The organism is Streptomyces sp. NPDC048442 (genome assembly GCF_040651475.1).
Taxonomy (GTDB): domain Bacteria; phylum Actinomycetota; class Actinomycetes; order Streptomycetales; family Streptomycetaceae; genus Streptomyces.
Map to the genome: position 1 here is coordinate 377,035 of NZ_JBEZKB010000003.1, position 25,380 is coordinate 402,414.

Below are 25,380 nucleotides of genomic sequence, written 5' to 3' on the forward strand. Positions count from 1 at the left end.
AAGCAGCCCCATGGCAGCACCGGCAGCACAAGCTTCGCCAGACGTCTCTCGGATCGTCATCGAGAACTGCGCGATCGCGACCGTCGACGCCAACGACACGGAATACGCGTCGGGTCACGTCGTCGTCGCGGGCAACCGGATCGAGTCCATCGGCGCGGGCACGGCGCCCGCAGGCCTGGAAAACGTGGTCCGCCGCATCGACGGCACCGGCCACCTCGTCACTCCCGGCCTGATCAACACGCACCACCACTTCTACCAGTGGATCACCCGGGGCATGGCCACCGACCACAACCTCTTCGACTGGCTCGTCGCCCTGTACCCGACCTGGGCGCGGATCGACGAGCAGATGGTGACGGCGGCAGCCCGGGGCTCCCTGGCGATGATGGCCCGCGGCGGTGTCACCACCGCCATGGACCACCACTACGTCTTCCCGCGCGGATCCGGCGACCTGTCGTCGGCGATCATCGGTGCGGCCAAGGACATGGGCGTACGGTTCACCCTCGCGCGAGGCTCCATGGACCGCGGCGAGTCCGACGGCGGCCTGCCGCCGGACTTCGCGGTGGAGACCCTGGAGGGCGCGCTGGCCGCCACCGAGGCGACGGTCGACCAGCACCACGACGCGTCCTTCGGCTCCATGACCCAGATCGCCGTCGCACCCTGCTCACCGTTCTCCGTATCGACCGAACTCATGCGCCAGGGCGCCGAGTTGGCCCGCCGCAAGGGGGTCAGGCTGCACACCCACGGCAGCGAGACGGTCGAGGAGGAGAAGTTCTGCCACGAGCTGTTCGGCATGGGACCCACCGACTACTTCGAGTCGACGGGCTGGCTCGGCAGCGACGTGTGGATGGCGCACTGCGTCCACATGAACGACTCCGACATCGCCGCCTTCGCCCGGACGGGAACCGGCGTCGCCCACTGCCCCTCCTCCAACGCCCGCCTCGCCGCAGGCATCGCCAGGGTCCCCGACATGCTCAAGTCGGGCGTCCCGGTCGGCCTCGGCGTCGACGGCACCGCCTCCAACGAGTCCGGCGAACTCCACACCGAGCTGCGCAACGCGCTGCTCATCAACCGCCTCCACGCCGAGCACCGCGAGCGGGCCCTGGGCGCCCGCCAGGCGCTCCGCCTCGGTACCTACGGAGGCGCCCAAGTCCTGGGCCGCGCAGCGGAGATCGGCTCACTCGAAGCCGGCAAGCTCGCGGACCTGGTGATGTGGAAGACCGACGGCCTCGGCCACTCCACCATCGCCGACCCGGTCACCGCCATCGTCTTCGGCGCGGCGGCACCGGTCACCCTGTCCCTGGTCAACGGCAACCCCGTCGTCGAGGACAACCACCTGATCACGGTGGACGAGGACGCCATCGCCCGCAGCGCGCGGGACGAGGCGCAGCGACTCGCGCGGGTTGCCGCGCAGCACCGCTGACGCCGATCACCTCGTACCACTCACACCCGGTCTCTGGACCGGGCAAGGAATTCCGGCCGGGAGGGACGGCTCCCGGCCGGGACTGAGCAGCCGAGCGGGCTGCTCAGGAGCCGTTCCCGGGGGCGTGGCCCAATACTTCACGCCCCCGGGGCGGTCCGGCGTACCCGGGCGAACGGCACCAACAGCACTTCCGCACCCCCCCCTGAGCACCACCAGCACCTTGCACATACGCACCACCTCCCTGAAGCACGTGCCAACTTCGGCACTGGAAACGACAGGAGGACGCTGTGGCCAAGACGCCCAGGTTCACCGCGCAAGACTCTTCGACGGACGGCACCGCCGAGGAGAACACATCCCCCGAGAGGACCTCTCCCCAGAGCACCTCTCCCCAGCGCACCACCCTTGAGAAGCACCCGGTCGACCAGGGAATGCCTCCCCTGAAGCTCGCCACGACCGGTCTCCAGCACGTCGCCGCCATGTACGCGGGCGTCGTCGCACCTCCGCTCATCGTCGGCGCCGCCGTAGGCCTCTCCGGCAAGGAACTCACCTTCCTCACCGGTGCGAGCCTCTTCATGGCCGGCCTCGCCACCCTCCTCCAGACCCTCGGCGTCTGGAAGATCGGCGCCCGCCTCCCCTTCGTCAACGGCGTCACCTTCGCCGGAGTCGCCCCGATGCTCGCCATCGCGGACGGCCAGAGCAAGGAGGACGCGCTCCCGGTCATCTTCGGCGCGATCATCGTCGCGGGCGCGATCGGCTTCATAGGCGCCCCGTTCTTCTCCAAGCTGGTCCGCTTCTTCCCGCCGGTCGTCACCGGCACCGTCATCACCCTGATCGGTGTCTCGCTGCTCCCGGTGGCCTTCGGCTGGGCCCAGGGCCCCAACCCCAAGGCGGCGGACTACGGTTCGACGACCTTCCTCGGCCTGGCGGGCATCACCCTGGTGATCGTCCTTCTCCTCCGCCGCTTCACCCGCGGCTTCGTGAAGCAGATCGCGGTACTCCTCGGCCTGGTCATCGGCACGGTCATCGCGATCCCCTTCGGCGCGACCGACTTCACGCCCATCACCGAGGCGTCCGTCGTCGGCTTCCCGACGCCGTTCCACTTCGGTGCCCCGCAGTTCGTGGCCGCCGCGATCATCTCGATGTGCGTGGTCATGCTGGTCTCGATGACCGAGTCGACGGCCGACATGCTGGCCCTCGGTGAGATCGTCGAGCGCCCTGCCGACGAGAAGACCATCGCCGCAGGACTGCGTGCCGACGCCCTCGGCTCTGCCGTCAGCCCGCTCTTCAACGGCTTCATGTGCAGCGCCTTCGCCCAGAACATCGGCCTGGTCGCCATGACCAGGATCCGCAGCCGGTTCGTGGTCGCGGCGGGCGGCGGCTTCCTGATCCTGATGGGCCTCTGTCCGGTCGCCGCCTCGCTCATCGCGGTCGTCCCGCGCCCGGTGCTCGGCGGCGCGGGCATCGTGCTCTTCGGCTCGGTCGCGGCAAGCGGCATCCAGACCCTCGTCAAGGCGGGCCTGGAGAAGGACAACAACGTCCTGATCGTCGCCGTGTCCCTCGCGGTCGGCATCATCCCGATCGCGGCCCCGACCTTCTACCACCACTTCCCGGAGACCGCGAAGATCATCCTGGATTCCGGCATCTCCACCGGCTGCCTCGCGGCAGTCGTCCTCAACCTCGTCTTCAACCACATCGGCAAGCGCGCCGACGACGACGAGGTGACGGCGCCCATGGAGCCGGGCGGGGAGATCTCCCACCGCGAGAAGCCGGTCGCGGCTGCTCACTGATTCAGGCCTCACGATTCAGGGCCTCACGATTCAGGGCCTCGACGATTCAGAGCTTCAACAGGCGGCGGCCGTGCGGAAGTCCCGTACGGCCACCGCCTGTTGAGGCCCCATCAGGCGATCCGATACGTGTCCCCGTACACCTTCCACGCCAGCGGCGTGCGCAGCGAGAAGTTCCCCTTGTTCACGAAGACCCGCTGCGCCGTGTCTATCCGGCTGGTGTCCTCGTGCGCGGCCTCCCGCTTCATCGTGCTCTTCCGCACGTCCAGGAAGGCGTTCAGATACGCACCCTGGTCACCGCCCCGCGAAGGCGGCGCCGCCTTCGCCAGCGCACTGCGCCTGATCATGTCGAAGCCGTCGCGCCCGCCCTCGCCATGCATCACCATCGCGTCGTAGTAGACGAACTGCCCGAGCGTCCCGAGACCGTCCTGCTGCGCACGCCGCACGGCCGGCTCGAAGTACACCCGGTCCCGCTCCTCGTTCTGCGCCCTCTCGAACTCCCCGTCGCGCGCGGCCCTGTGCCAGTCCCGTACGAAGCGGGAGCCGAGCCCGTCGTGCGAGTTCGACCCGTTCACCTCCCGCAGGGCGGGCAGGTACTTCTCCAGTACGTTGCCGGGCACGGCGGCGCTGTAGCGCTCGACCAGCTCCAGCATGTCGCCGGTCCCGGAGCAGAACCCGATGATCCCCGCCGTGTAGCCGCGCCCGTCCCCGATGTCCTCGATGTACGCGTACTGCTTCTTCCACTCCAGGGACGAGTTCTCCGCGCTCGACACGAGCCGCATCGCTATCTCCTTCTTCCCGGGATCTCGCAGCCCCGACGAGGCGGAGGTCCTGGCCTCGTCGTCCACCGGCGCCGCGGCGGCGTTGGTGGCCGGTACGGCCGCGAGCGTGAGCCCCAGCAGGGCGCGGGCGGCGTACTGGGCGCGACGGGTGAGTTGCATGAGACCTCCGGGGCCGGTCATGGGTGCTGGCGTCATGGGTGCTGGACCACCCTTCGACGGGGGCCCGGCCGGAACAGTTCCTTCAAGAACGGTACGAAACAGCTCAGGCAAGGGTCGCAGGAGCATCAGGAACATTTCCCTCACCTCGTCAGGAAGGTGTCCCCGTACACCTTCCACCGCAGCGGAGTGCGCAGCGCCAGGTTCCCCTCCCGCAGGAAGACCCGCTGGGCCGTCTCGACGCGGCTGGTGTCCCGGTGCGCGGGCTCCTGCTTCATCGAGGCCACCCGTGCATCCAGGAAGGCGTGCAGATACGCCCGCTCGTCGCCGCCGTCGACGGGCAGCGCGGCCCGCTTCCTGGCCCGCTCCCGCAGCGTAAGGAACCCGGTGGACCCCTGGGTGTCCCCGGCCCCGTGCATCACATACGCATCGAAGTACATGAACTGCCCCAGCACCCCCACCCCGTCCGCCTTCCCCTGCCGTACCGCCGGATCGAAGTAGTTCCGGTCCCGCTCGGCGTCCTGGGCGGCCCGGAACGCCGGATCGGTTTCGGCGGCCCGCCGCCACGCCTCGACGAACGGCTCCCCGAGGCCCTCGTGCGAAGCGCTCCCCCTCACCTTCCGCAGCGCGGGCAGGAACCGCTCCAGCGCGTTCCCGGGCCGCGCGGCGCCGTACCGCTCGACCACCTTCGCCATGTCCCCGGTCCCGGAACAGAACCCCACGATCCCGCCCGTGTACCCGCGCCCGTCCCCGATGTCCTGGACGTACCGGTACTGCTTCCTCCACTCCAGCGAGGAGTTCTCCGCGCTCGACACGAGCCGCATCGCCAGCTCCTTCTTCGCCGGATCCGCCAGCCCGGGCCCACTTTCCGGCCGCCCCCGCCCACCTTCCGTCGGGCCCCGCCCACCTTCCGTGGGGCCCCGTCCACTTTCCGCCGGCCGCACGGACGGCGACCCACCTCTGGGCAGCGGCCCCGGAGGCGCCCCGTCACCCCCGCCCACGCCCACGCATCCCACCAGCACCATTGCCAGGACCAGCACAGCCAGCCCCGCCCCACGCATAACGGACTTCACCCGACGACCCTGGCACCCGGGCCGCCCCTGTAACGTCGGAGTCATGGAAGATCACTCCGTCGTCGATGTGGGCGACGTACGCATGGCGTACCGCTCCTGGGGCGACCAGCACGGCAACCCGGTAATCCTGCTGCACGGAATCGGCGGTTCGGCCGCGAGCTGGGAGAAGGTCGGGCAGGCGCTCGGCGAGGAATGGCGGGTGCACGCACTCGATCTGCGCGGCCACGGCGAGAGCGACTGGCCCGACGAGTACGACCTTGAGCTCATGCGGGACGACGTGCTCGAATTCATCGAGGAGGCGAAGATCGACCGCGCGGGGGTGGTCGGCCACGGCATGGGCGGCGTCGTCGCGTACCTCCTGGCGCAGGAGCACCCGGACCGGGTGGAGCGTCTCGTACTGGAGGAGACCCCGCCCCCTTACGCGGGAGCGGACGATCCGCTTCCGAAGGACGGGCCGGTCGACTACGACGAGAACGCGATCGGCGAGATCCAGGCCCAGCTGTCCGACCCGCCCGCCGAATGGCTGGAGCGCCTCGGCGAGATCGTCGCACCGACGCTGATGATCACCGGTGGCGCGGAGAGCGAGATGTCCCAGGAGGACCTCCCGGAGATGGCCGACCGCATCCCGGACTGCGCACAGATCACGCTCCCCGGCGGTCACCACATCCATGAGCGTCAGCCGCAGCAGTTCGCGGACAAGGTGAGCGACTTCTTCACCAGCTGAGGGACTGCTCGCGAGCCGAGGCGGCTCGCGTCGCCGGTCAGTTCTCGGGAACACCGGCCCCGCGTGCCGCCTGGAACAGCCCCGCGACGACCAGAACGCCGCCGATGACCATCAGCACCACTCCGGCCTTCGGCAGCGTCACCACCGGAATCTCCACCCCACCCGCGAACAGCTTCAGGGCCAGGCCGACAAGGAAGGTCACGATTCCTTCGACCAGGTTCTTCTGCGCGCGATTCATGGCGGGACTCCTTGCGTCGGGGCATCGGGGCATCGGGGCGTCGGGGCGTCGGGGCGTCGGGGCGTCGGGGCATCGGGGGACGCTCCCAGCCTAGGAATGCCGGGCAGCGGGATCGTCGTCCGCCGGGACGAACCCGTACTGCATCGTTCGACGGATCTCCCCGGCCGGGACCCCGGGCTACCGCGCATCGATCACGGCAGCCAGGTCCGCGCCGGCCCGGAGCAGGGTCACCGTCCGGGCGGCGATCCGGTCGAGGCGGTTGCGCAGGACGCGCGAGGTCTCTTCGAGGCCGTTGTCCTGCGGGAGGGAGGCCAGGGCCTCTCGTACCGCGGGAATGCCGTAACCGGCACTGCGCAGAGCCACCACGATGCGGGCCGTCCCGACGGCGGACGGACCGTAGCGGCGGGCGCGCAGTGAGGTCACCCGCTCGGGGGTGAGCAGGCCCTCCTCCTCCCAGAACCGCAGGGTGGAGGTGCGTACGCCGAGTGCCCCGGCCAGTTCCGTGATCGTCATGGTGTCGTCGTCGTGCCCGGCGCCCTTCTCGGCCTCGATCGCACGCAGCGCCTGCTGGGCGCGCAACGCCTCCTCGCGCTCCCGGGCGAGGCGGACATGGACCGCGTTGACCGCCGAGGCCGCGTCGGTGGGCGTCGCGGTGCGGAGTTCTGTGAGCAGCCGGCGGGCCTCGAAGGGGCCGGTGGCCTCTGCCAGCCCCCGGTAGGCGCGCAGGGCCCGGACATGGAGCGGTGTGTACGAGCGGTAGGAGTTGGCCGACCGTACGGCAGGCGGGATGACCCCCAGCCGCTCCAGATCGCGCACCTGCTGCACCGAGTAACCGGACTCCCGGGCCACGTCGACGGTACGGAGTGGTGCCGGCTGCGTTTCCTCGAGCATTGGTCAACCCCACATAAGCACTTGAAGGTGATGCTTGAACCATGAGTATCGACCCGAGTAGGGAACAAATCATCACGGCGGTGCGAGGCCTGGACGGTGCGCTCGTCGTCACTCCGCAGCAGGGCGACGATTTCCCCGAGCTGGTGTGGGGGGACGCGTTCTTCTTCTACGCGCCGGACGGCCGGATGCCGAAGAACGTCCAGCCCTACGCGACGATCGTCACCAAGAACTACCCCGACGACACCGCGTCCGACCTCGACCCCGCAGACCGCTGGCGGGTGAACGTCCACGTCGACCGCGCGACGTTTTGGGAACTCACCGGGGAGGAGCCGGGCGCTCTCGCCCGGCCCCGCGACCACGCGGCCGCCGACACCGTGCTGCCGCACCCGGTGTACGGGGCGCTCGGCTGGGTCTGCGTCGTCAACCCGGCAGAGGTGGCGACCGACACGGTCGTACGGCTCCTGCGCGGCGCCCATGACGCCGCCCGCACCAGGTTCGCGCGACGCCACAATCACTAGCCGATGAGGGTCGCCTTCGGGCGGACCACGCAGAACTCGTTTCCCTCCGGATCTGCCAGCACCGTCCAGGACTCGTCACCGCTCTGACCCACGTCCGCCCTGCGGGCTCCGAGCGCGAGGACGCGGTCGATCTCCGCCTCGCGGTCCTCCGCTGCAGACGTCAGGTCGAGGTGCAGACGGTTCTTGACGACCTTGCGGTCCGTCGCCGGCATGAAGCAGATGCCCACGGGGGCGCTCTCGTCCGGCCCGATCACGACTTCCCGCTCTCGCTCGGACAGGATTCGCCAGCGCAGCACCTCGGCCCAGAACCGGGCCAGGGCGGGCAGATCGTGGGCGTCGATGACGAGGTGATGCAGCGAGACGGGCATGCCCGCCAGTGTGCCCGGTGCTCGTCCCGGACCGGCCCCTGCCGGATGGATTCGCTGTCATGCCGAGCAGATCGGCCAGAAGTGGGGTGCGGATGCGGGTCCGGCGCCCCTGTGGTCCATTGATCCCAAAGATCAAGGACGAGTCCAGGGGCTGAGTGATGAGTACGGAGACCGCTCCGGAGACCGGCACGGGGCCCAAGCGGAAGTTCACCTTCCCCAGCGCCCTCACCATCCTGGTCATCGTCACGCTCGGCGTCTGGCTGCTCGCCTTCCTGATCCCCTCCGGTGCGTACGACCGTGACAAGAACGGCTCGCCGGTCCAGGGCTCGTACCACCGGGTCCCCTCCGACCAGAGCTTCACCGATCGGCTGGGCGACCTCTTCCTTTCGCCGGTCAACGGTCTGTACGGCGTACAGGACGAGAAGTCGGGGCAGGTCGGGCCGGACCTGGCGGGTGAGCTGTACGGCAGTGCGGGGGTCTTTCTCTTCGTGCTCGCCATCGGCGCGTTCATCACGGTCGTCTTCGCGACCGGCGCCCTCGACCGGGGCATCGGCCGCCTCGCCCACCGGCTCCGCGCGCGAGGGGCGCTGCTGATCGCGGGCGTGATGCTGGTCTTCGCGCTGCTGGGCACGGTGGAGGGCTTCGCCGAGGAGACCCTCGGCTTCTACGGGCTGATCGTGCCGCTGATGCTGGCCCTCGGGTACGACCGGATGGTGGCGACCGGCACGATCATCCTCGGCGCGGGAGTCGGGGTGCTGTGCTCCACCGTGAACCCGTTCGCGACCGGAGTCGCCTCCTCCGCCGCCGGGATCTCGCTCGGCGACGGCATCGTGCTGCGTGCGCTGATGTGGGTGGTACTGACGGCCGTCACGGTCGGATACGTCATCCGGTACGCGAAACGCGTCCGGCGCGATCCGAGCCGCTCGCTCTCCGGCTTCCTGCCGGGGGACCACGAGCAGTCGGCGGCCGAGACCGCCGAACCGCCGCCGCTGACCGCACTGCACAAGGTGCTGCTCGTCCTGGTCGCGGTCACCTTCGCCTTCATGATCTTCTCGGTCGTGCCGTGGTCGAGCGCACTGACCGGCGACGCCGACGCGACCCCTTACGGCTTCGAACTCGGCTGGTCCTTCCCGCAGTTGGCGGCGCTCTTCCTGGTGGCGGCGGTCCTGGTCGGCCTCGTCGCACGCTTCGGCGAGCAGAAGCTGAGCGCGACGGTGGCGCAGGGCGCGGCGGACTTCATCTCCCCGGCGCTGGTGATCGTGCTCGCGCGCGGAGTCACCGTCATCATGAACAACTCCCGCATCACCGACACGGTGCTGAACGCCGTGGAGGGCGTCGTCACCGGCACCTCCTCCGCGCTCTTCGCTGTGATCGTCTTCATCGTGAACCTGCCGCTTGCCTTCCTGATCCCCTCCACCTCCGGCCACGCGACACTCGCGATGCCGATCCTCGCGCCGCTCGCCGACTTCGCCGGCGTACCGCGCGCCGTGGTCGTCACGGCGTGGCAGTCCGCGAGCGGGCTGATGAACATGTGGGTGCCGACCACCGCCGTGACGATCGGCGGGGTGGCGCTCGCCAAGGTCGGCTACGACAAGTACCTGCGGTTCGTGTGGCCGCTGCTGGTGATCCTTTCCGTCCTGATCGGCGGCTTTGTGGCGGTGGGCGCGGTCATGACGTAACGGCCGATCCCCTGCGCGAGCCGTGTGCGACCCGTGCGCGACCCCTTGTCCGGGGCGGCCAACCATGGCATACAGGTCTGGACCATTGTCTCCGTCCTCCCCACGGGCCCACCCGGGCCCCTACGGATGAGAGGTCCAGCTGTGCAACGCCCCACCGTCTGCGCCGTGTTGGCCTGTTCCCTGCTGCTGTTCGCGACGACCGCCTGCGGCGGCGGGTCGCACGCGGCGCCGCCCGCCGACCGTTCCCGACCGTCCACGCCCGCCGGGGTGACCGCCCAGGCAGGCAGCGCCACCTCCGTCCACGTCATGTGGAGCCCGTCGACCGATGACCGGGGAGTGGCGGGCTACGAGGTCTACGAGAAGGGGAAGAAGGTCAGGGCGGTCGCGGCGGAGACCACCATGGTCGACGTCGACCGCCTCGCACCGTCGCACGCGTACGCCTTCACCGTCCGCGCCCGGGACTCCGCAGGGAACCTCTCCGCCCCGAGCGCCGCCGTCTCCGCGAGGACCCCGGCCCCCACGCCGGACGACCGCACGCCACCGACCAGTCCAACCGCCTTGCGGGGCAAGGTGGTCGGGGCCCGGTCGGTAACGCTCTCCTGGGCGCGCGCGAAGGATGCCGTCGGCGTCACCTCGTACGACATCTACCAGGAGGACTCCCGCATCCACAGCGTGCGCGGCAGCGAGACCGGCACCCGGATCGACGGGCTGCGCCCGGGTACGGTCTACACCTTCACGGTGCGGGCGCGGGACGCCGGCGAGAACTCTTCGAAGGACAGCAACTCCCTCGATCTGACGACGGCTTCGGTGCCGGGTTCCGGTCCGTCCACCGCCCCGACCGGACTGACCGCGACCGCACGGGCCCAGGGAGGGGAGCGCACCCTCGAACTCCGCTGGACCCAGCCCCGTACCGGCGGCGAGGTCAAGGAGTACCAGCTGTACTTGAACGGCAGGTTCGCCACCACGATCGCGTGGGGCGCACCCCCGCCGCCGGGCCCGGTGACGTACACCCTCACCGTCACCGAACCGCCCGGCACGCGCTACACCGTCAAACTGCGCGCCAAGCTGCCGGACGGGAAGTGGGGCGACTTCTCGGCACAGCGGACGGTGGTGGGCGTCGGCTAGGGCCTGTCCGGCGAGGAGGTGGTGGGATCCGGGAGGTTCTGGACCGTGCCTGGCTGTCACCCCCTGGGTGGTCACAGGTGGGTGGATTGCCGTGTGCGGCGGCGGTGGTCGAGCGTGACCGCGACCAGCAGGGGCGCCCAGAGCACCAGTGGGAGGTAGACGAAGCCGACCCAGAAGTGCCCGGCCGCGGTCATGTCGGTGTGCGGCATCGACCACCAGGCGACGAACGGGGTCCAGAGGACGGCCAGGACGGCAGCCCCCGTCAGCGCCGCCCCCACGGCGAAGCCCGGCCGGACGGTCCGGCCGCCCATGAACGGCACCCGGCGGGGCAGGACCTCGCCCCACCGGCTCACCAGGCCGAGCGTCAGCAGCGCCGCGACCTCGCACAGCACGGTGAGGGCCACCAGCCAGGCCTGGGCGAGCGGTGACCGGAAGGACTCGAAGCCCGCTTCGATGTATCCGGCCGGGAGGCCGAGGGCCAGTGCGAGGCGCCACAGGCCGGAGGGGAGGACGAGGAGCGGCATGAGGTGCGCGACCCACACCGCCCAACGGGCGGGCGGGGGGAGGGGTTCGGCCGGACGGGCCGCGCGGGGGAAGGTGGCGGGCGCAGTCGCCGTCACGGTCGCAGTCGCAGTCGCGTGAGTGGTCATGGGAACGATGCTGCCGGGCCGGCGAGCGGCCGGCGTCGCCCCGTACGGCCGGGGTGATGGCCGTACGGCGGAGGCCGGGAGGGCCGGCATCAGCCTCGGGGACGAGTGCGTCGCAGCCCCTGCTCTCTCCCCCGCCGCCCGCGCCGCCCCTGCTCCTCCCCCCCGCCGCCCCCGCTCAGCCGCGCTTCAGTGACCCGCCGCCGAACGCCCCGCTCCCGTCCGCCTGTTGCCAGAACGCGTCGAGGTCGGCCCCGTCCATACCGCCCCAGTCAGGAGTGGCCTGTACCAGTGCCCGGCCCAGGTTTCGCCCCAGGTCGACCATGGTGCGGCCCGCGGGCGTGCGGTCGGCGTCGTACGTGGCGAGGGCCTCGGCCGGGGTGGCGGCGGCGATCAGGGCCGACTGGAGGGCGGTGACGTCCTGGAGGGCCTTCACCGCTCCCGCCCCGGTGTGCGGTCGGGCGACCGTGGCGGCGTCGCCCACCAGGGCGAGGCGGTCGGTGGCGTAGTGGGGCGCGGTGAAGTCGTACAGGGGCTGGACGAAGCGCTCGTCCTGAGGTGTCGCCTCTATCAACGAGGCGAAGAAGGGCGGCAGTTGGTGCGCCGTGATGTCGGAGAGCCGGGCGGCGAGTTCGGCGGTGAGGGTGCGCTGTCCGTCGGCAGGGAGGGTGTAGCCGGGCGGCGGTGCGGTGTAGAAGACCCAGTTCACGCGGGGGCCGCCCGCGTCGTCGGGGATGCGGTAGATGACGATGTGACCGCCGTCGAAGACCACGTACGCGCACTCGTCCGTCGGCCACAGGTGTGCGTCGGGCAGGTCCGACTCCGGGTAGGAGCCGCGCCAGGCGAGATATCCCGCGTACTGAGGGACGGTGGCAGGGCAGGCCGCCGTACGGACCAGGGAGCGGAGGCCGTCCGCGCCGACGGCGACGTCGTAGAGCTCGCCGTCCACCTCGACCCCGCGCGAGGTGAGCCGGAGCTCCTTCACCGCGTTGCCGGTACGGAAGTCCACCGAGCCGGGGACCCGGGCGCGCAGCTCGCGCCAGAGCGGCCCCCAGTTGTACGTGCGGAACGCGAACGGCATCTCGGTGAGAGGGCGGCCCAGCGGCGACGGTGCGGCGTCGTCCCGTACGTACCAGGTGCGGTGGGTCATCCCGATCCACGGGATGTCCGCGTCCATGAACCCGGCCGCCTCCAGCTCCGCGTACCGGATGCCGTGCATGGCCAACCCGACGCCGCGCTCGGCCAGTCGGCCCCCCGCACGCTCGTACACGGTGATTTCGTCCGCGCCGCCCCGGTGTGCGGCCAGTGCTGTCGCGCAGCCCGCGATGCTGCCGCCGACGACGGCGACCCTGCTTCCCCTGATCATGTGTTCATTGTGGCAGGGGAGTTCGAGGTGTGGATCAGCACGAGGTGAGGCGGTGGTGCTCCGCGTCGTCGACCTGTTCACCGGAGGACGGCAGGAGTTGGGGGATGCCGTCGACGATCGGGTAACGCCGGTGCAGGCGCGGGTTGTAGAGGGCGTCCTCGGCGGGGAGCAGGGTGAGGGGACCCTTGTCGAGGGGGCAGGCGAGGATCTTGAGGAGCGGGTCAGCGGGGTTCATGGCTCACTTCCTTTTCGGGCGAGGAGTCTTCGGGTCCCGGCTCTTCGGGTCCCGGCTCTTCGGGTCCCGGCTCTTCGGGTCCCGGCTTTTCGGGGGAGGGCTTTTCGGCGAGGGGCTGTTCGGAGGAGGGAAGGGCGAGGAGGACCGCCACCGCCAGCAGGGCTCCCGCGACCCGCAGGGCCAGCCGCAGCGGGTCGTCCGGGAGGGACTCGCCGAAGGCGAGAGTGCCGAGGGTGGCGGTGTACAGACAGGAGGTGGTGGTGCAGACGGGGACGACGAGCGAGGCGCGGCAGCGCTGCAGCGCGGTCTGGGACAGGACCAGGCCGGTCGCACCCGTGACCAGGAGGAGGTAGGGATACGGGGAGGTGAGGATCGCGGCGGCGGTGCCGGGCACGTCGTGGAAGTCCAGGTGGGCGGAGACGCCCTTGATGGCGAGGGAGCTGACCCCGTAGACGAGGCCGACGGCCACACCGTACGGAACGCCGCTGGTGGGAGCCGCGTGGGCGCCGCCCTTGCGGTCCGCGGCGATGTACACCCACACCCCCGCACCGATGCTCGCACCGCTGAGCAGCAGGATCAGCGGCGCGGGGGAGTCCGCGCCGATCACCTCGCTGCTCTCGTCGAGGGAGAGCACCACCATCAGCAGGGCCGCCACGATCGCCGCCATCGCGTACCGCTCGCGGCCAGAAGTGCGTTCGCCGAGCGTGCGCGAGGACATCAGCAGGAGCAGTACCAGGCCGGAGATGAAGAGCGCCTGGGCGACGGCGATCGGCAGCGTGCGGTAGACCACGAGCTGCGCGCCGAACCCGCCCGCCAGCGCGAGCGAACCGCCGATCCACGGCAGACTGCCGAGCAGCAGGCGGACGGCGCGCGCAGGGCGCCGGATGTCGAGCCCGGGCAGATTGCCCAGCGCCCGCTTCTGGAGTACGAACCCGCCGCTGTAGAGGACGTTCGCGAACAGCGCGGCTGCCACGCCCCACCACATCATCAGCGGCCCCGCTCTCCCGGGGAGTCGTCTCCCTGTGGGGAGTCGTCCGGCCGCCGGCGGGCGTGCACCAGCAGGATCGACGCGGCGGACGGAGCGGCGCAGACCAGCCGGTCCAGCGGCCGCAGCGGACGCGGCACCCCATGGAAGGGCGCGCCCGCGATCCGTACGACGTCGAAACCGGACGCGGTCAGGAACTCGCGCAGGGCGCGCGCCGTGTAGAGCCGCAGATGCCCGACGACTTCGCGGCCCGGCCGCCCGTGGATGCCGCGCAGACTGACCTCGGAGAACACCGGCTGCACCCCGGCCAGCAGAAGAGCCCGGTTGTACCAGGCGGCCAGATTCGGTGTGGACAGCATCAGATGCCCCCCGGGTGCGAGCACGCGACGTATCTCGTCCAGTGCGCTGTCCGGGTCGACGAGGTGCTCGATCACCTCGCTGAACAGCACCGCGTCGGCCGTCCCCGACGCGAACGGCAGCCCGCCGTCGGTGAGTTCACCCCGTACGGCCATGAGGTCGTGCGGTACGGCCGCGAACCGTGCGGACGCGCGGCGCAGCGCGTCCTGCGACCAGTCGACGCCGACGATCCGGTGGCCGGAGAGCAGGGGGGCGGCGGTCACGGCGGCGGTGCCGTCGCCGCAGCCGATGTCGAGGACGGTGGCGCCGGACGTACCGGCCAGGGCCCCGGCGAGCATGCGCGCTTGGCGCAGGCTCCGGGCGTCGCCCGAGGCGACGGGCACGGCAGGGTTCTCGTAGAAGTCACGCAGGTGCGGGACAGGAGTGTCGGAGCCGGTGTCGTTGAGGGAAGTCGTCATGGTGAACTACCTTCCTCGGCAGTGGAATTGAGGTGCTTCTCGAAGAGTTCGCGCAGGTGGTCTCCGTCCTGCGGGCCGAGGAGTACGCCCGACCAGCGCAGGGCGAGGTGCAGCCGCCCGTTGGTGCTGGCGGTGGTCACGGTCAGCCCGCGCGGCATCCGGGCCGGCGCCGAGAACCACACGGCGGTGGCCCGCCCCACCCCTTCGCCGAAGTCCAGCGGATACGGCACCCGCCCGATGTTGCTGAGCAGCGTCGTCGACGTCCACGGCGCGACCGCGCGCCGCAACTGCCGTGTGAGAGCGGCCCGTACGGTCACGGGGACGACCGGAGCGGTGAGCAGCGCCGCACCGTGGCCGAGCTGGGGGCGGGGCAGCGACTTCAGCGCGCGGGTGCGGTCGGCGGTCCGCCGCAGCAGCTCGCCGGTTTCCTCCCTCAACTCTTCTTCCCTGAAGGGGACTTCAACGAGCCGGGTGCCGTTCCCGATGGGCATGTCCAGCCCTCTGGGGCGGTCGTCCACCGGCATGGTGATGCGCAGGGGGCGCGGCGGGGCGCCCCGCTCGTGGTTCCACTCGGCGATCATGCGCGCGGTGGCGACCATCAGCTGGTCGTTGACGGTGTACGGGGCGGAGGGCGGCCGGCGCGGAACGGGCAGGTCGGCGACGAGCATGCCGTTGCCCGGCGCACCGGGGGTGCCGTGCGCGACACGGGCCACCGGGGCGACCCCGACGCTCGGGGGCTGGAGTTGGGGGTGACTCTCCGGGCGGGCGGGGGCGCCGGCGGCGGCGGGGGAGTTGTCCCGGCCGCCGTAGAGCTCGGCGGCGGTCGCCAGGATACGGAGGCAGGCGGGGCCGTCGAGGGCGGTGTGGTTGACGGTCAGGACGAGAACGTTGCCGATGGCTTCGACCCGGATGGGCGGAGAGAGGGAGAGAGGAGGGGCCTGGGCGAGGGCCCGTTGCCGGGCACGGGCGAGGGCGTCGGGCCCCGGCTCGTGGAAGGTGACGACGTGGTCGGTGTCGGGATGCGGGGTGAGCTCCCACTCGTAGCGCCGCCGGTACCAAGGGCGGGGGGCCTCGCGCATCAGGATGCGGGGGTGACGGCCGAACGCTTCGAGGAAGGCGGCGCGGAGGCGGGCGGGGTGCGGGGGTGCGGGGAGGTGCACTTCGATATGAACGGTTTCGGGCTCGGAGGGGTCCAGGCAGTGGCGGGTGATTTCGTCTACGACGGAGAAGGGGAGGCGGGTGGGAGGTGGGGAGTGGGTGTGATGCTGCACGGTGGTCATCGTCCGATCTCCTTGGGTAGGGCGGCCCCGCTGCCCAAGAGGGCTAGGGGGTAAGGGGCAGGCTCTTAGGGGCGCGGGGAACTGCGCGTCCAGCCACGCCGCACCCGCACAATGCCCACCGCCCCGTGTCCAGCCATGCCGCACCCGCACGATGCCCACCGCCCCGCACCGCCCCCCACCTCACTCCCGCTCCCGCCTCCGGCCCCTGCCCCACCCGTCCCCGACCGTCACCACCGCCGCGACCACCGCCACCAGCGCCAGCGCCTGGGCCACCGGCCCGAACGCTCCCGTTTCCGCGGACGCCGGTGACCCCGCGCCCCAGGCGGCAGCCACCCCCGCACCCGCCATCGCCACCAGCGCGATCGGCGGCAGCAAGGTGTGCCGGAAGTGGGCGACCGCCGCCAGGGCGGGCACCAGCAGGGCCAGCGGCCCGGCGATCAGGACCATGACCACGGTCAGCACGCCCAGTCCCAGCACCACCCCGGGCGCCGGGGGCGAGACCTCCGCGGCCGGTGCGACCTCCGGGTCCCGCCTGCACCACACCACCAGCCCGATCAGCGCAAGAACCGCAACCCCACCGCCGATCAGTCCGCCCACGTACCATCCCGCCGGCGTGAACTCCAGCTCTACCGTGCCGCCTTCGCCTTCCGGGACCAGCCAGCCCTGCTGCCAGCCGTCCAGGCGGACCGGGGTGAGTTCCTTGCCGTTGAGGGTGGCCTGCCAGCCCGGGTTGGAGTTCTCGTACATCTGAAGGTACGAGGCCTGGCCCGCGCCGACCTTCACCGTCCGGTCGTCACCCGACCAGTCGTTTACCTTCAACTCGCGTACCGCGGAAGAGGGCTGGGGTACGTCGCCCCGCTGCAGCGTGATGTCCGTGATCGCGAGCGGACCCACGTCTCCCGCCTCCACCCGGTGTGTACCCGGACTCAACTGGGCTTTGCCGCCCCGCTGTTCACCGGCGCACAACGACACCTCGATCGGCCGCCGCTCCGTCAGGTCACGGAGACTGCCACGCGCACTCGTCGCGTGCAGGGTGCCGTCGATGGAGAGGATCGGACCCTGCCCGCACGGCAGTGCGAAGGTGCGGGACGGATCCGGCTGCGGCACCCGGAAGTCGTCCAGCGCCGGCACGTACACCTCGCTCAGACCGACCGGCAGCTGCAACTCGCCTTCCGCCACCGGGTTGTGGATGGTCAGAGGTGCGACCTTGGTGATGGTGATGTCGAGCCGGTCGGTGGTGATCGGCGCGAAGCGGGCGAGACCGTTCTGGTCGACGGAGGACGTCGCCGCCCCGTCGGGCGAGCTGATCTCGACCTGCTCGGGCCGCGTCGAAAGCCCGCCCGCCGCCGCGAACACGATCTCCCCGACCGGCCGCTTCTCCGGCCAGCGCAGATGCAGTACGGACTTGTTGCCGGAGATCCAGGAGGTGGTCAGGTCGCCGTCGACCAGGTTGCGGGGCGTCAGCGACGAACCGAGCCTGGCCGTCGAGTCGGCGGTCGCCGTCAACTGTCGCCGCTGGTCGGGCGCGATGCCGTACAGCAGCCGGTCGAGTGCGTCGCCCGGCACCGGCAGCGCCGTCGCCCGCAGCGCGTACGCCCCGTCCGCGCGTGTGGTGAACTGCCGGTGCAGTCCCACCTCCGCCGACACGGGTGACAGCCCGCCGGGGTCGCTGCCCCGGTGCAGGGAGATCACATTGGGGTCGGCCCCCGAGCCGCGTGAATCCCCCGAGCCACCGCCGGCGGCACCCGAGTCCTCCGGAAGCGCGAGCAGCTTCGTCACCTGGACACCGGGAATCTCCACGGCGGTGAAGCCCGCACCCATCAGCCCCGGCCGCCCCTGCTGTGCCTCCTCGATGGTGATGCGCAGCCAACTCGCCTCACCCTGAGGAGCATTGACCATTTGCGGCAGCCCGTTCGGCTGGAGAGGGCTCGTCGCGCTACCCCGGTCCGTCTCCACCCGTACCACCGTCGGAGCCGCCCGTACCCCGTCCGAAGGCAGGGGTGTCACCCGTATCGACGACGGGACGGCGACCCGGTTCGTGAAGTCGACGCGCAGCCACTGGCCCGCAGGTTCTGCCGGGCTGCCCTCGGCCCACGCCGTGTCCGGGTTGCCGTCGAAGGCGTTCACCGGGTCGTACTGCGGCAGATGGAACAGCCAGTTGCCGCTGCTGGACGCCGTCACCGACTTCGCGCCGCGCAATACCGCCGTCGTCTGGTGCCTGACACCCTCCGTCGGCAGGATCTGGCGCGGCTCCCGCCCAGGGTCCTGGACGTTGCCGGAGAGATTGCGTTCCGTCGCGGTGTAGGTGTACGAGGTGTTGGTGTTGACCAGCCCGAACCTGGTGTCCGCGCGTCGCAGACCGTCCCCGGCCGCGAGCACCGGAGGGGCCCCGAGACCGGGGGAGTTGTCCCCGGCGAGCACGGCGGGCCGATTGCGCATCCCCTTGTCCGCCGACAGCTGCAGCAGCGACTCGGGGCCGCCGCTCACCACCGCGGTGTCCGCCACCGGCTTCAGCCCGGCCCGTCCTGGCGCCCGGGTGCCGGCAGGCGGCTCGTACACCTCCACCGCCTGCTGCCTCGGATAGAGGCCCTCAACCTGTACGGGAGTGTCGTCGGGGATGCGTCCGCCGGTCAGCACCGGGCCGAATCCGGTGACCCGGGTGTACCCGGACGACTCCAGCGTCCGCTTCACCGTCTGCGGGGGAACGTAGCCGATCTGGTCGGGGTCCAGGTCGTTGCGTACGACGACGTAGTGGAGTCCGGCGCGGCCCAAGTAGTCGGACAGGCCGGGTACTTCACTGCCCGACATCAGTGCCTGCTCGACCGCGTCGAGGGCACGCCGGTTGCCCGGCGCTCCGAACGGTACGAAGTCCCGCTGCGCCCACGGCGATTCGGCGAGCACGTCCAGCGGCTGGTCGATCGTCGAACCCCAGGTCTGGATGCCGTGCGCGGTCGCGGGGACCACCAGGGCCCGGGTTTCAGGGGAGTACTTCTTCAGCCAACTCGCGGTCTCCTCCCAGTGGTTGGGGAGCTTGGTGAAGGCGCCCGACTGGAGGATGCTGCCGTTGACGTACGGCAGCAGCAGGCCGGGCAGGACGAACAGTGCCGCCAGCACCGGTGCGAACCTGCGGCCCGGGAGCCGGCGCGCGCCCCGCCGCTCCGTGGCCACCGCCACCGCGTGCATCAGCCCGAGCACCAGCACCAGGGCCAGACCCGACTGGAACTTGTAGATGTTGCGGAACGGGACCAGCCACCCGTTCAGCCAGTCCTGCACCGTCCCCGGGAAGAGCGCACCCAGCGAACCCCCGTACCCGGCAAGGGTGACGAGCACCACGGACAGCACCACGAGCAGCAGCCAGCGCCGCTCCGGCACGTCCCGCCTGGCCAGGCCCGCGAGTCCGATCGCCGCCGCGCACGCCGAACCGAGGACCGCGAGCGCCGACGCGGCGACCGTCCACCCGGCCGGCAGCCAGGAGTCCCCGAAGTGCAGATACGCCGTCCAGTTGCCCGCACCGCGCAGCAGCTCCGTCGCGGACATGGTGGCGGTGGTGGTCCCGGCCTGCTCCACGTACGGCATGAAGTTCTCGCCGTGGATGCCCAGCATGAGCAGCGGAACCACCCACCACAGGGTGGCGAGGAGCACCCCCGGCACCCACCAGGTGATCTGTGCGCGCCTGCGCGGGCCGGCGGGGCGGCTCAGCAGATACAGCACCACGGGCAGCAGGGCGGCGAGCGTGGACGCCGCGTTCACTCCGCCCATGAAGGGAATGACGAGCGCCGATCGAAGGGCCGAACTGCGGGCTGAGAGACGCGAGTTCACCAGGGGCAGCAGAACCCACGGCAGCAGTGCGCCGGGAAGTGCCGCCGCCGACGTCGAACCGATGACGATCGTGTACGTCGGCCACAGCGCGTACGCCGCCGCACCGAGCAGCCGGGCCGGCGACGAGCCGACCCCGAGGCGCTCGGCGAGCCGCAGTGCACCCCAGAACGCCACGGTCACCACGAGCGACAGCCAGAGCCGCTCGGCCAGCCACACCGGCAGCTGCACCAGGTCGGACAGGGCGTAGTACGGCAGCATCGGGAAGGCGTAGCCCACGTACTGGTCGAAGATTCCGCCGAACCCGGCCCGCGAATGCCACAACTCACCCAGGTCCGCAAGGAACTTGAACGGGTCGGCGGCAACCCCGAGCTTCGTCTCGAAGCTCATCTTCCCCGGCGACACCGCCAGGAACGCGACGAGTACGGCCGCCCAGAACCCGAACAGCCACTTTCGCGACCGGGGCCCGTCACCGGGGCCGCGGCCGCCGGGCCCCGGGGCCGCGTGCGACGGCGGGAGGGGCGGAGCCTGGAGCGTGCTGGTCATGGGCACCGCCGGAGGATGAGGAGGAGGTTCCAGGTGGTGAACTCGCGCAGCACCGGCACCTTGGGGGCGAGCGTCGGCAGCAGCGGCCAGTAGCGGCCCCGCGCCGACACGACCGACACGTCGCTGCGCGCCCTGACCGCGCGCAGCGTCGTACCGACATGGATCGGGAAGAGGTTCTCGCCGACGGTGTGCTTGGCGGGTCTGCCGGTGCGCCGCTCGTAGCGGCGGCGGGCCCGGTCGGCGCCCAGATAGTGCCAGGGCGCCCACTCATGGCCGCCCCACGGCGAGTACCAGTTGGTGAACGCGACGTAGATCAGCCCCCCGGGCCGGGTCACCCGCACCATCTCACTCAGGAAGGTCTGCGGATCGGCCACGTGCTCAAGGACGTTGGAGGAGAAGCACACATCGGCCGCCCCGTCGGCGAGCGGCAGCAGATAGCCGTCCGCGACCACCGCGCCCTCCGGCGGCTTGCGCCCGTGGGCCGTCAGCTCCCGCAGGTCCGGCTCGAAGAGGTAGCTGTGCGCGCCGCGCCGCCGGAACTCCTCGGCGAAGTGCCCGCTGCCGCCGCCGACGTCCACCACCACCCGGCCCTCCAGAGGGACGTACCGCTGCACCTGGTCGGCGGCGTCCCTGGCGAGCAGCGCATAGCAGTGGTCGGGGTCGTGCTGCTCGCGCATGAAGGCCCGGAAGAGGGCGGCGGAGCGGCGGAAGGAGGGGTCCTTGAGGGTGCGGCCGGTGCTTCTCATCGCAGCGCGACCGCCCCCGCCGCGGCGACGGCCGCTGTCGTCCCGACCGTTTCGGGGGTGTCCGGTGCGCCGGCTGCCGGTGCTTCGGCGGCGGGCGCTGCGACCGCTTCCGCGGCGACCGTACGAAACTGGCTGACCGTGCTCGACCAGCGGTAGCGCTCCGCACGGACGGCCGCGGCCCGGCCCATCGCCTCGCGCCGCTCCCTGCCGAGGGCCAGCGCGCACCACGCGGCGGCGAACGAACTCTCACCGCGCGCCAGCACGCCCGTGACGCCGTCCTCGATCGAGTCCCGCAGCCCCGGTACGTCGAAACCGATCGACGGGGTGCCTCTGGTCGCCGCCTCGGTGACCACGAGACCCCAGCCTTCGACTGCGGAGGGATGTAACAACAGCCACGAGGCACAGAGGAGTTGGTGCTTCTCGGCCTCCGAGACGTACCCCTTGAACTCGACGCCGGGGCCGGCCATGGCCTCCAGCCGCTGCCGCTCCGGGCCGTCGCCGACGATCACCAGCCGGCCGCCCGTCACCGGGCGGACCCGCTCCCAGAGCCGCAGCAGCAGGTCGATGCGCTTGTACTCGACGAGCCGGCCCATCGCCAGGAACACCGGCTCGGGCGAGCGCGGCGACCGTGCGCCGGGGTCCTCGACCCCGTTGTGGACGACGCGGATGCGACTGCGGTCCACACCGAGCGCACCGAGCGCGTCGGCCGTCGACGCGGACACCGCGACCAGCAGGTTGTTGCGCTGGGCGGCGGACAGCGCCCAGTGCTCCAGGCGGCGGCCGAGCCCGGCGGCGGGGCCGGGGAAGCGCATGCCCCAGAGCTCGGTGTGGACGTGGTTGACCAGACAGAGGGTGGGTCCCCGGTGCCAGAGCGGGGTCAGATAGGGCAGCCCGTTGCAGACCTCGACCATCAGGTCGCAGCCGCCGACCTGCCGGTCGAAGGCGCGGCGGGCCTTCAGGAAGTGCCCCAGGTCGCCGCCCGCCGACACGACCCGGTAGTTGCGGTACGCGGCCGGGCCGCCGCACAGCAGCGTCACCTGGTGGCCGAGCGCCGTGAGCCCGTCCGCCAGCCGGTCGACGAGGAGTTCGGAGCCGCCGGCGGCCGGATTGCCCAGGTCGCGGCGGGACAGGAAGACGATTCTGCGCGGACGGACGGGCGGCTCTTGAGGTTGTGGGGACCTCAGAACCTGAAGGGGTTTCGCATTGTTCAGGGTGGGGGGTACGTGCTGGGGCATCCGAGCTCCAACTCGTTCGGGGTGCGGAACCAGTGGGTGGGAGTGCGTCTTGTGCTCTGTGTGCCTGCTGTGCAGTACTCCGTGTGGGGTGGGTAGGTAGTTTTCGCCACGCCGTTCGAGGCGGCTACTCACCTGGGTGACAATTTCGGCACCGATATCAGCTGATGCCTCATCACAAAGTGAATCCGGTAAGTGAGTTGGGCAATTACGGTGCTGTCCCCGCACCCTGGGCGGCTCCTGGACCCGCTCCCCGGACCGGTGTCCGCCGACCCCGTACGACGAAGACCAGACCCGTCGCCGCCAGCACCGCACCCGCCGCTCCGCCGCCCATCGGCAGTGTCTCGCTCACCAGCCGCAGCTTGTCGCTGTCCGCACCGGCCAGCTCCACCTGCGTCCGCTGGGTGGCCTCGGTGAACTCCAGCCGGCGGCTGTCGAGCAGCACCATCGAGTCCTTCTTCGAGCCCGGCGCCCGCACGGTCTTGCGCGGGCCGATCGCCGCGTTCACGATCCGCCCGGTCCGCCGGTCGACGACCAGCTCGATGGCGTGGTTGGCGTACCACTCCTCGGCCAGCACCTGACCCCGATCCGGCAGCCCGACCAGGCGCCCCGGCACCATCCGGGTGCCGGTCTTGGTCGGCGGCACCGTGCCGGTGAAGCGGTAGCCCTCGTACCCCTGGATCTTCTTCGTACCGGCGAAGCGGAGGGTGACGGTGGAGCCGAGCGTGCCGTCCCACCAGCGGTAGGAGCGCTTCTCGACGTCGAAGGGGAACTTCAGGTACGCCTCGCCGTCGAAGACCGGCTGCTCCTTGCAGCAGTGCACCGGCTCGTTGGTGCGGCGGTCGGTGACCCAGCGCTCCAGGGTCCACTGCAGCGAGTCCGTGGTGTCGGCGGCGGGCAGCGTGTCCTCGGTGTCGATCGAGGTGGACACGTCCCACACGGCCCGGCCGGCCTTCGTGCTGTCGGCGACGTCGCCGCGCACCTGCCGGGTGATCGTGAGGGGCTTTCCCGAGACGGTTCGGATGGCCTTCGTGTCGAAGTAGCTGCCCGTGCCGGTGAAGACCGTCGTGGTGTCGATGTCGACCGGGGTGCTCTTGGCGCGCGGGGCGACGTACCAGGCCAGCAGAGGTGCGAGGACGAGCAGGAACACGCCGGTGCCGAGCAGGACCAGCGACAGCGGGGAAGCGGTGCGACGCATACGGGCGCTCCAGAGGGGGCCGTGGCGGAGGGGGAAGAAGTGCGCAGGCGGTGCGGGGAAAGCCGGGCGAATACGTGCACTGTGCGTATGGGCCGGGAACCGTAAGCGTGGTCTTGACGGACTGTCAATCTCCTGATGAGACTGTGGACTTGCTGTCAGGCTGCCGGTGGGGACCAGCGTCAGAGAGGCCTCCCGCCATGCCCAGACTGATCTCCGCGCTACTGACCTCGCTCGCTGCGGCCGCGCTCGCGGTGGGCGCGGCGTTCGGCATCGTGGCGCTGCTGAACGCGACTCCGGAACAGCCCAATGTGCCTCTGATCAGCTACGAGACGGGGACGCCGCGGAAATGAACGGGACCGGGACGACGACCGGCGCAGCCTCGATCGACACGGCATCGGCCTGGGTGGACGTACCTCGTCTCCAGGTGCGGCAGTTCGCCGACCGGGCACTGGCCGAAGTGCCCGCGCTCGCCCAGCAGATACTCGACGCGATCTGCCGCGAGCACCCCCGGATGCCGCTGATCCTCGACGAGCACGGCAACCTGATGGCGCTGGTCGGGATCCGCCGCGCGCTGGAGGACTTCGTACAGCATCTGGTACGGGAGGACGGCCGGCGGCCGCATCTGCACCTGGAGGTCTTCCAGGAGTTCGGCCGGGGGGAGGGCCTGCACGGACGCTCCCTCGACTCACTCCAGGCGGTCTACCGGCTCGGGGTGCGGCTCGCCTGGCGGCGGCTCGCCGAGATCGGGCAGCAGCTGAACATCCCGCCGCCCGCGATGTACGAACTCGCCGAGTCCGGATTCGCCTTCCTGGACGGGCTGGTGGACGAGTCCGTACGCGGCTACGCGGAAGCGGCGGCCCGGCAGGCCGGTGAACGGCTGCGCCTGCAACGGAAGTTGACCCAGGCGATCCTGCGGGAGCGGGAGGGTGGGGGCGGCGGCGATCCGGTCGAGTCGCTGACCGAGTTCGGGGCGCACGCGGCCAGGATCGGGTGGGCGCTGCCCGAGCGGGTCGCGGTCGGCGTACTGCTGCGCCCTTCGCGGGACTGCGTCGCACCGGCGGTCGGTGACGAGGTGCTGCTCGACATGGAGAGCGAACAGCCGCTGATGGTCGTACCGGAACCGCAACTCGCGGGCCGCTCGGAGCAGTTGCGACGCGCGACGAACGGCTGGACGGGAGCGCTCGGCCCTGCCGTACCGCTCGCCGAGGCGGCGAAGTCGCTGCGCTGGGCGTCGGCCGCGGTCGGCCTCATGGAGCGTGGCCTGCTGCCGACGGGCGGGCTGCTGCACTGCACGGAGTACACCGAGGCACTGGTGCTGCTGCCGCCCGAGGAACTGATCGGCGATCTGACGGCCCGGTGCCTGGCGCCGCTGGCGGGGTGCGGGCCGACGCAGGGCCGCCGGCTCGCGGAGACGCTGCTCGCGTGGCTGGAGACGCGGGGCGGGGCACCGGAGGTGGCGGCGCGGCTGGGGGTGCATCCGCAGACGGTGCGGTACCGGATGCGGCAGATCAGGGAGTTGTGGGGGGCGGAGGTTGACGATCCGGATCGTCGCTTCGAGCTGGAGCTGGTGCTGAGGGCGCAGAGGTTGCGGGGGGAGCTGGCGGAACCGATCCGCTGAGTGTGGGGTGGGGTGGGGCCGGTGGGCATCCTGCGGGTGCGTCGTGGCTGATCGCGCCCACGCGGCGGAGCCGCATATCAACACAGCCCCGCGCCCCTATCGTCAGCCTCCTTGGGCAGCGGGGCCGCCCCCCCGGGG

At 71.1% G+C, this 25,380-nt stretch carries 22 protein-coding genes and 1 pseudogene; 8 read left to right on the forward strand and 15 right to left on the reverse strand.

What is annotated here, in order from left to right:
- Positions 1 to 10: 10 nt before the first annotated feature.
- Together AB0D18_RS07555 and AB0D18_RS07560 are read left to right on the forward strand one after the other, a co-directional pair.
- A complete protein-coding gene (locus AB0D18_RS07555; protein WP_362413933.1) occupies positions 11 to 1,420 on the forward strand; it encodes an 8-oxoguanine deaminase in 1,410 nt (469 codons plus the stop codon).
- 428 nt (positions 1,421 to 1,848) lie between these two features.
- Positions 1,849 to 3,207: a nucleobase:cation symporter-2 family protein gene (locus AB0D18_RS07560; protein ID WP_362414094.1), complete on the forward strand. Its 1,359-nt coding sequence runs from the start codon at positions 1,849 to 1,851 to the stop codon at positions 3,205 to 3,207.
- A 110-nt stretch (positions 3,208 to 3,317) separates the two neighbouring features.
- On the opposite strand, the gene AB0D18_RS07565 is transcribed toward AB0D18_RS07560, so the two are convergent.
- Together AB0D18_RS07565 and AB0D18_RS07570 are read right to left on the reverse strand one after the other, a co-directional pair.
- The gene (locus tag AB0D18_RS07565) at positions 3,318 to 4,145 is read right to left on the reverse strand and encodes a chitosanase (RefSeq protein ID WP_362413935.1); all 828 of its coding nucleotides are present in this window, start codon (positions 4,143 to 4,145) and stop codon (positions 3,318 to 3,320) included.
- Positions 4,146 to 4,285: 140 nt separating this feature from the next.
- A pseudogene (locus tag AB0D18_RS07570) lies at positions 4,286 to 4,999 on the reverse strand (chitosanase); the annotation flags it as partial.
- Between the two features lie 259 nt (positions 5,000 to 5,258).
- Here AB0D18_RS07570 and AB0D18_RS07575 point away from each other — a divergent pair.
- A complete protein-coding gene (locus AB0D18_RS07575) occupies positions 5,259 to 5,939 on the forward strand; it encodes an alpha/beta hydrolase (protein WP_362413937.1) in 681 nt (226 codons plus the stop codon).
- 37 nt (positions 5,940 to 5,976) lie between these two features.
- Here the strand turns inward: AB0D18_RS07575 and AB0D18_RS07580 are convergent, their stop codons facing one another.
- Entirely contained in the window at positions 5,977 to 6,177 is a 201-nt protein-coding gene (locus AB0D18_RS07580) for a DUF5708 family protein (protein WP_362413939.1), read from the reverse strand.
- A 177-nt stretch (positions 6,178 to 6,354) separates the two neighbouring features.
- Positions 6,355 to 7,068 carry a MerR family transcriptional regulator gene (locus AB0D18_RS07585; RefSeq protein WP_362413941.1) on the reverse strand — a complete coding sequence of 238 codons (714 nt, stop codon included), beginning with the start codon at positions 7,066 to 7,068 and terminating at the stop codon, positions 6,355 to 6,357.
- 41 nt (positions 7,069 to 7,109) lie between these two features.
- Here AB0D18_RS07585 and AB0D18_RS07590 point away from each other — a divergent pair, with 41 nt between their 5' ends.
- On the forward strand, positions 7,110 to 7,586 hold the full coding sequence (locus tag AB0D18_RS07590) for a DUF6194 family protein (RefSeq protein WP_362413943.1): 477 nt from the start codon (positions 7,110 to 7,112) through the stop codon (positions 7,584 to 7,586).
- On the opposite strand, the gene AB0D18_RS07595 is transcribed toward AB0D18_RS07590, so the two are convergent.
- Positions 7,583 to 7,954 (reverse strand): VOC family protein, encoded by a 372-nt coding sequence (locus AB0D18_RS07595; RefSeq protein ID WP_362413945.1) that lies wholly within the window; start codon positions 7,952 to 7,954, stop codon positions 7,583 to 7,585. The genes AB0D18_RS07590 and AB0D18_RS07595 overlap by 4 nt on opposite strands.
- 158 nt (positions 7,955 to 8,112) lie before the next feature.
- Between AB0D18_RS07595 and AB0D18_RS07600 the strand changes: the two genes are divergently transcribed.
- Both AB0D18_RS07600 and AB0D18_RS07605 read left to right on the forward strand, forming a co-directional pair.
- On the forward strand, positions 8,113 to 9,633 hold the full coding sequence (locus AB0D18_RS07600; protein ID WP_362413947.1) for a YfcC family protein: 1,521 nt from the start codon (positions 8,113 to 8,115) through the stop codon (positions 9,631 to 9,633).
- A 126-nt stretch (positions 9,634 to 9,759) separates the two neighbouring features.
- A complete protein-coding gene (locus AB0D18_RS07605; RefSeq protein ID WP_362413949.1) occupies positions 9,760 to 10,758 on the forward strand; it encodes a fibronectin type III domain-containing protein in 999 nt (332 codons plus the stop codon).
- A 71-nt stretch (positions 10,759 to 10,829) separates the two neighbouring features.
- Here the strand turns inward: AB0D18_RS07605 and AB0D18_RS07610 are convergent, their stop codons facing one another.
- From AB0D18_RS07610 to AB0D18_RS07655, 10 genes are all read right to left on the reverse strand, one after another.
- The gene (locus tag AB0D18_RS07610; protein WP_362413951.1) at positions 10,830 to 11,408 is read right to left on the reverse strand and encodes a hypothetical protein; all 579 of its coding nucleotides are present in this window, start codon (positions 11,406 to 11,408) and stop codon (positions 10,830 to 10,832) included.
- A gap of 175 nt (positions 11,409 to 11,583) precedes the next feature.
- A complete protein-coding gene (locus AB0D18_RS07615) occupies positions 11,584 to 12,771 on the reverse strand; it encodes an FAD-dependent monooxygenase (RefSeq protein WP_362413953.1) in 1,188 nt (395 codons plus the stop codon).
- Between the two features lie 34 nt (positions 12,772 to 12,805).
- On the reverse strand, positions 12,806 to 13,006 hold the full coding sequence (locus tag AB0D18_RS07620; protein WP_362413955.1) for a Trm112 family protein: 201 nt from the start codon (positions 13,004 to 13,006) through the stop codon (positions 12,806 to 12,808).
- Positions 12,993 to 13,991, reverse strand: coding sequence for a hypothetical protein (locus tag AB0D18_RS07625; RefSeq protein WP_362414096.1), 999 nt, complete (start codon positions 13,989 to 13,991; stop codon positions 12,993 to 12,995). The genes AB0D18_RS07620 and AB0D18_RS07625 overlap by 14 nt, the downstream gene beginning before the upstream one ends.
- A gap of 2 nt (positions 13,992 to 13,993) precedes the next feature.
- The gene (locus tag AB0D18_RS07630; protein WP_362413957.1) at positions 13,994 to 14,806 is read right to left on the reverse strand and encodes a class I SAM-dependent methyltransferase; all 813 of its coding nucleotides are present in this window, start codon (positions 14,804 to 14,806) and stop codon (positions 13,994 to 13,996) included.
- Positions 14,803 to 16,086 carry a condensation protein gene (locus tag AB0D18_RS07635; protein WP_362413959.1) on the reverse strand — a complete coding sequence of 428 codons (1,284 nt, stop codon included), beginning with the start codon at positions 16,084 to 16,086 and terminating at the stop codon, positions 14,803 to 14,805. The genes AB0D18_RS07630 and AB0D18_RS07635 overlap by 4 nt, the downstream gene beginning before the upstream one ends.
- A 180-nt stretch (positions 16,087 to 16,266) precedes the next feature.
- On the reverse strand, positions 16,267 to 20,448 hold the full coding sequence (locus AB0D18_RS07640) for an alpha-(1->3)-arabinofuranosyltransferase family protein (RefSeq protein ID WP_362413961.1): 4,182 nt from the start codon (positions 20,446 to 20,448) through the stop codon (positions 16,267 to 16,269).
- Positions 20,445 to 21,194 carry a class I SAM-dependent methyltransferase gene (locus AB0D18_RS07645; RefSeq protein ID WP_362413963.1) on the reverse strand — a complete coding sequence of 250 codons (750 nt, stop codon included), beginning with the start codon at positions 21,192 to 21,194 and terminating at the stop codon, positions 20,445 to 20,447. Before AB0D18_RS07645 ends, AB0D18_RS07640 begins: the two co-directional genes overlap by 4 nt.
- Positions 21,191 to 22,429: a glycosyltransferase family 4 protein gene (locus tag AB0D18_RS07650; RefSeq protein ID WP_362413965.1), complete on the reverse strand. Its 1,239-nt coding sequence runs from the start codon at positions 22,427 to 22,429 to the stop codon at positions 21,191 to 21,193. Before AB0D18_RS07650 ends, AB0D18_RS07645 begins: the two co-directional genes overlap by 4 nt.
- Before the next feature lie 205 nt (positions 22,430 to 22,634).
- Positions 22,635 to 23,624, reverse strand: coding sequence for a DUF3068 domain-containing protein (locus AB0D18_RS07655; protein WP_362413967.1), 990 nt, complete (start codon positions 23,622 to 23,624; stop codon positions 22,635 to 22,637).
- A gap of 197 nt (positions 23,625 to 23,821) precedes the next feature.
- Between AB0D18_RS07655 and AB0D18_RS07660 the strand changes: the two genes are divergently transcribed.
- Positions 23,822 to 23,974, forward strand: coding sequence for a hypothetical protein (locus AB0D18_RS07660; protein WP_362413969.1), 153 nt, complete (start codon positions 23,822 to 23,824; stop codon positions 23,972 to 23,974).
- Complete coding sequence (locus AB0D18_RS07665) at positions 23,971 to 25,242, forward strand: helix-turn-helix domain-containing protein (RefSeq protein WP_362413971.1); 1,272 nt, start codon at positions 23,971 to 23,973, stop codon at positions 25,240 to 25,242. Before AB0D18_RS07660 ends, AB0D18_RS07665 begins: the two co-directional genes overlap by 4 nt.
- The last annotated feature ends 138 nt before the right edge of the window (positions 25,243 to 25,380 follow it).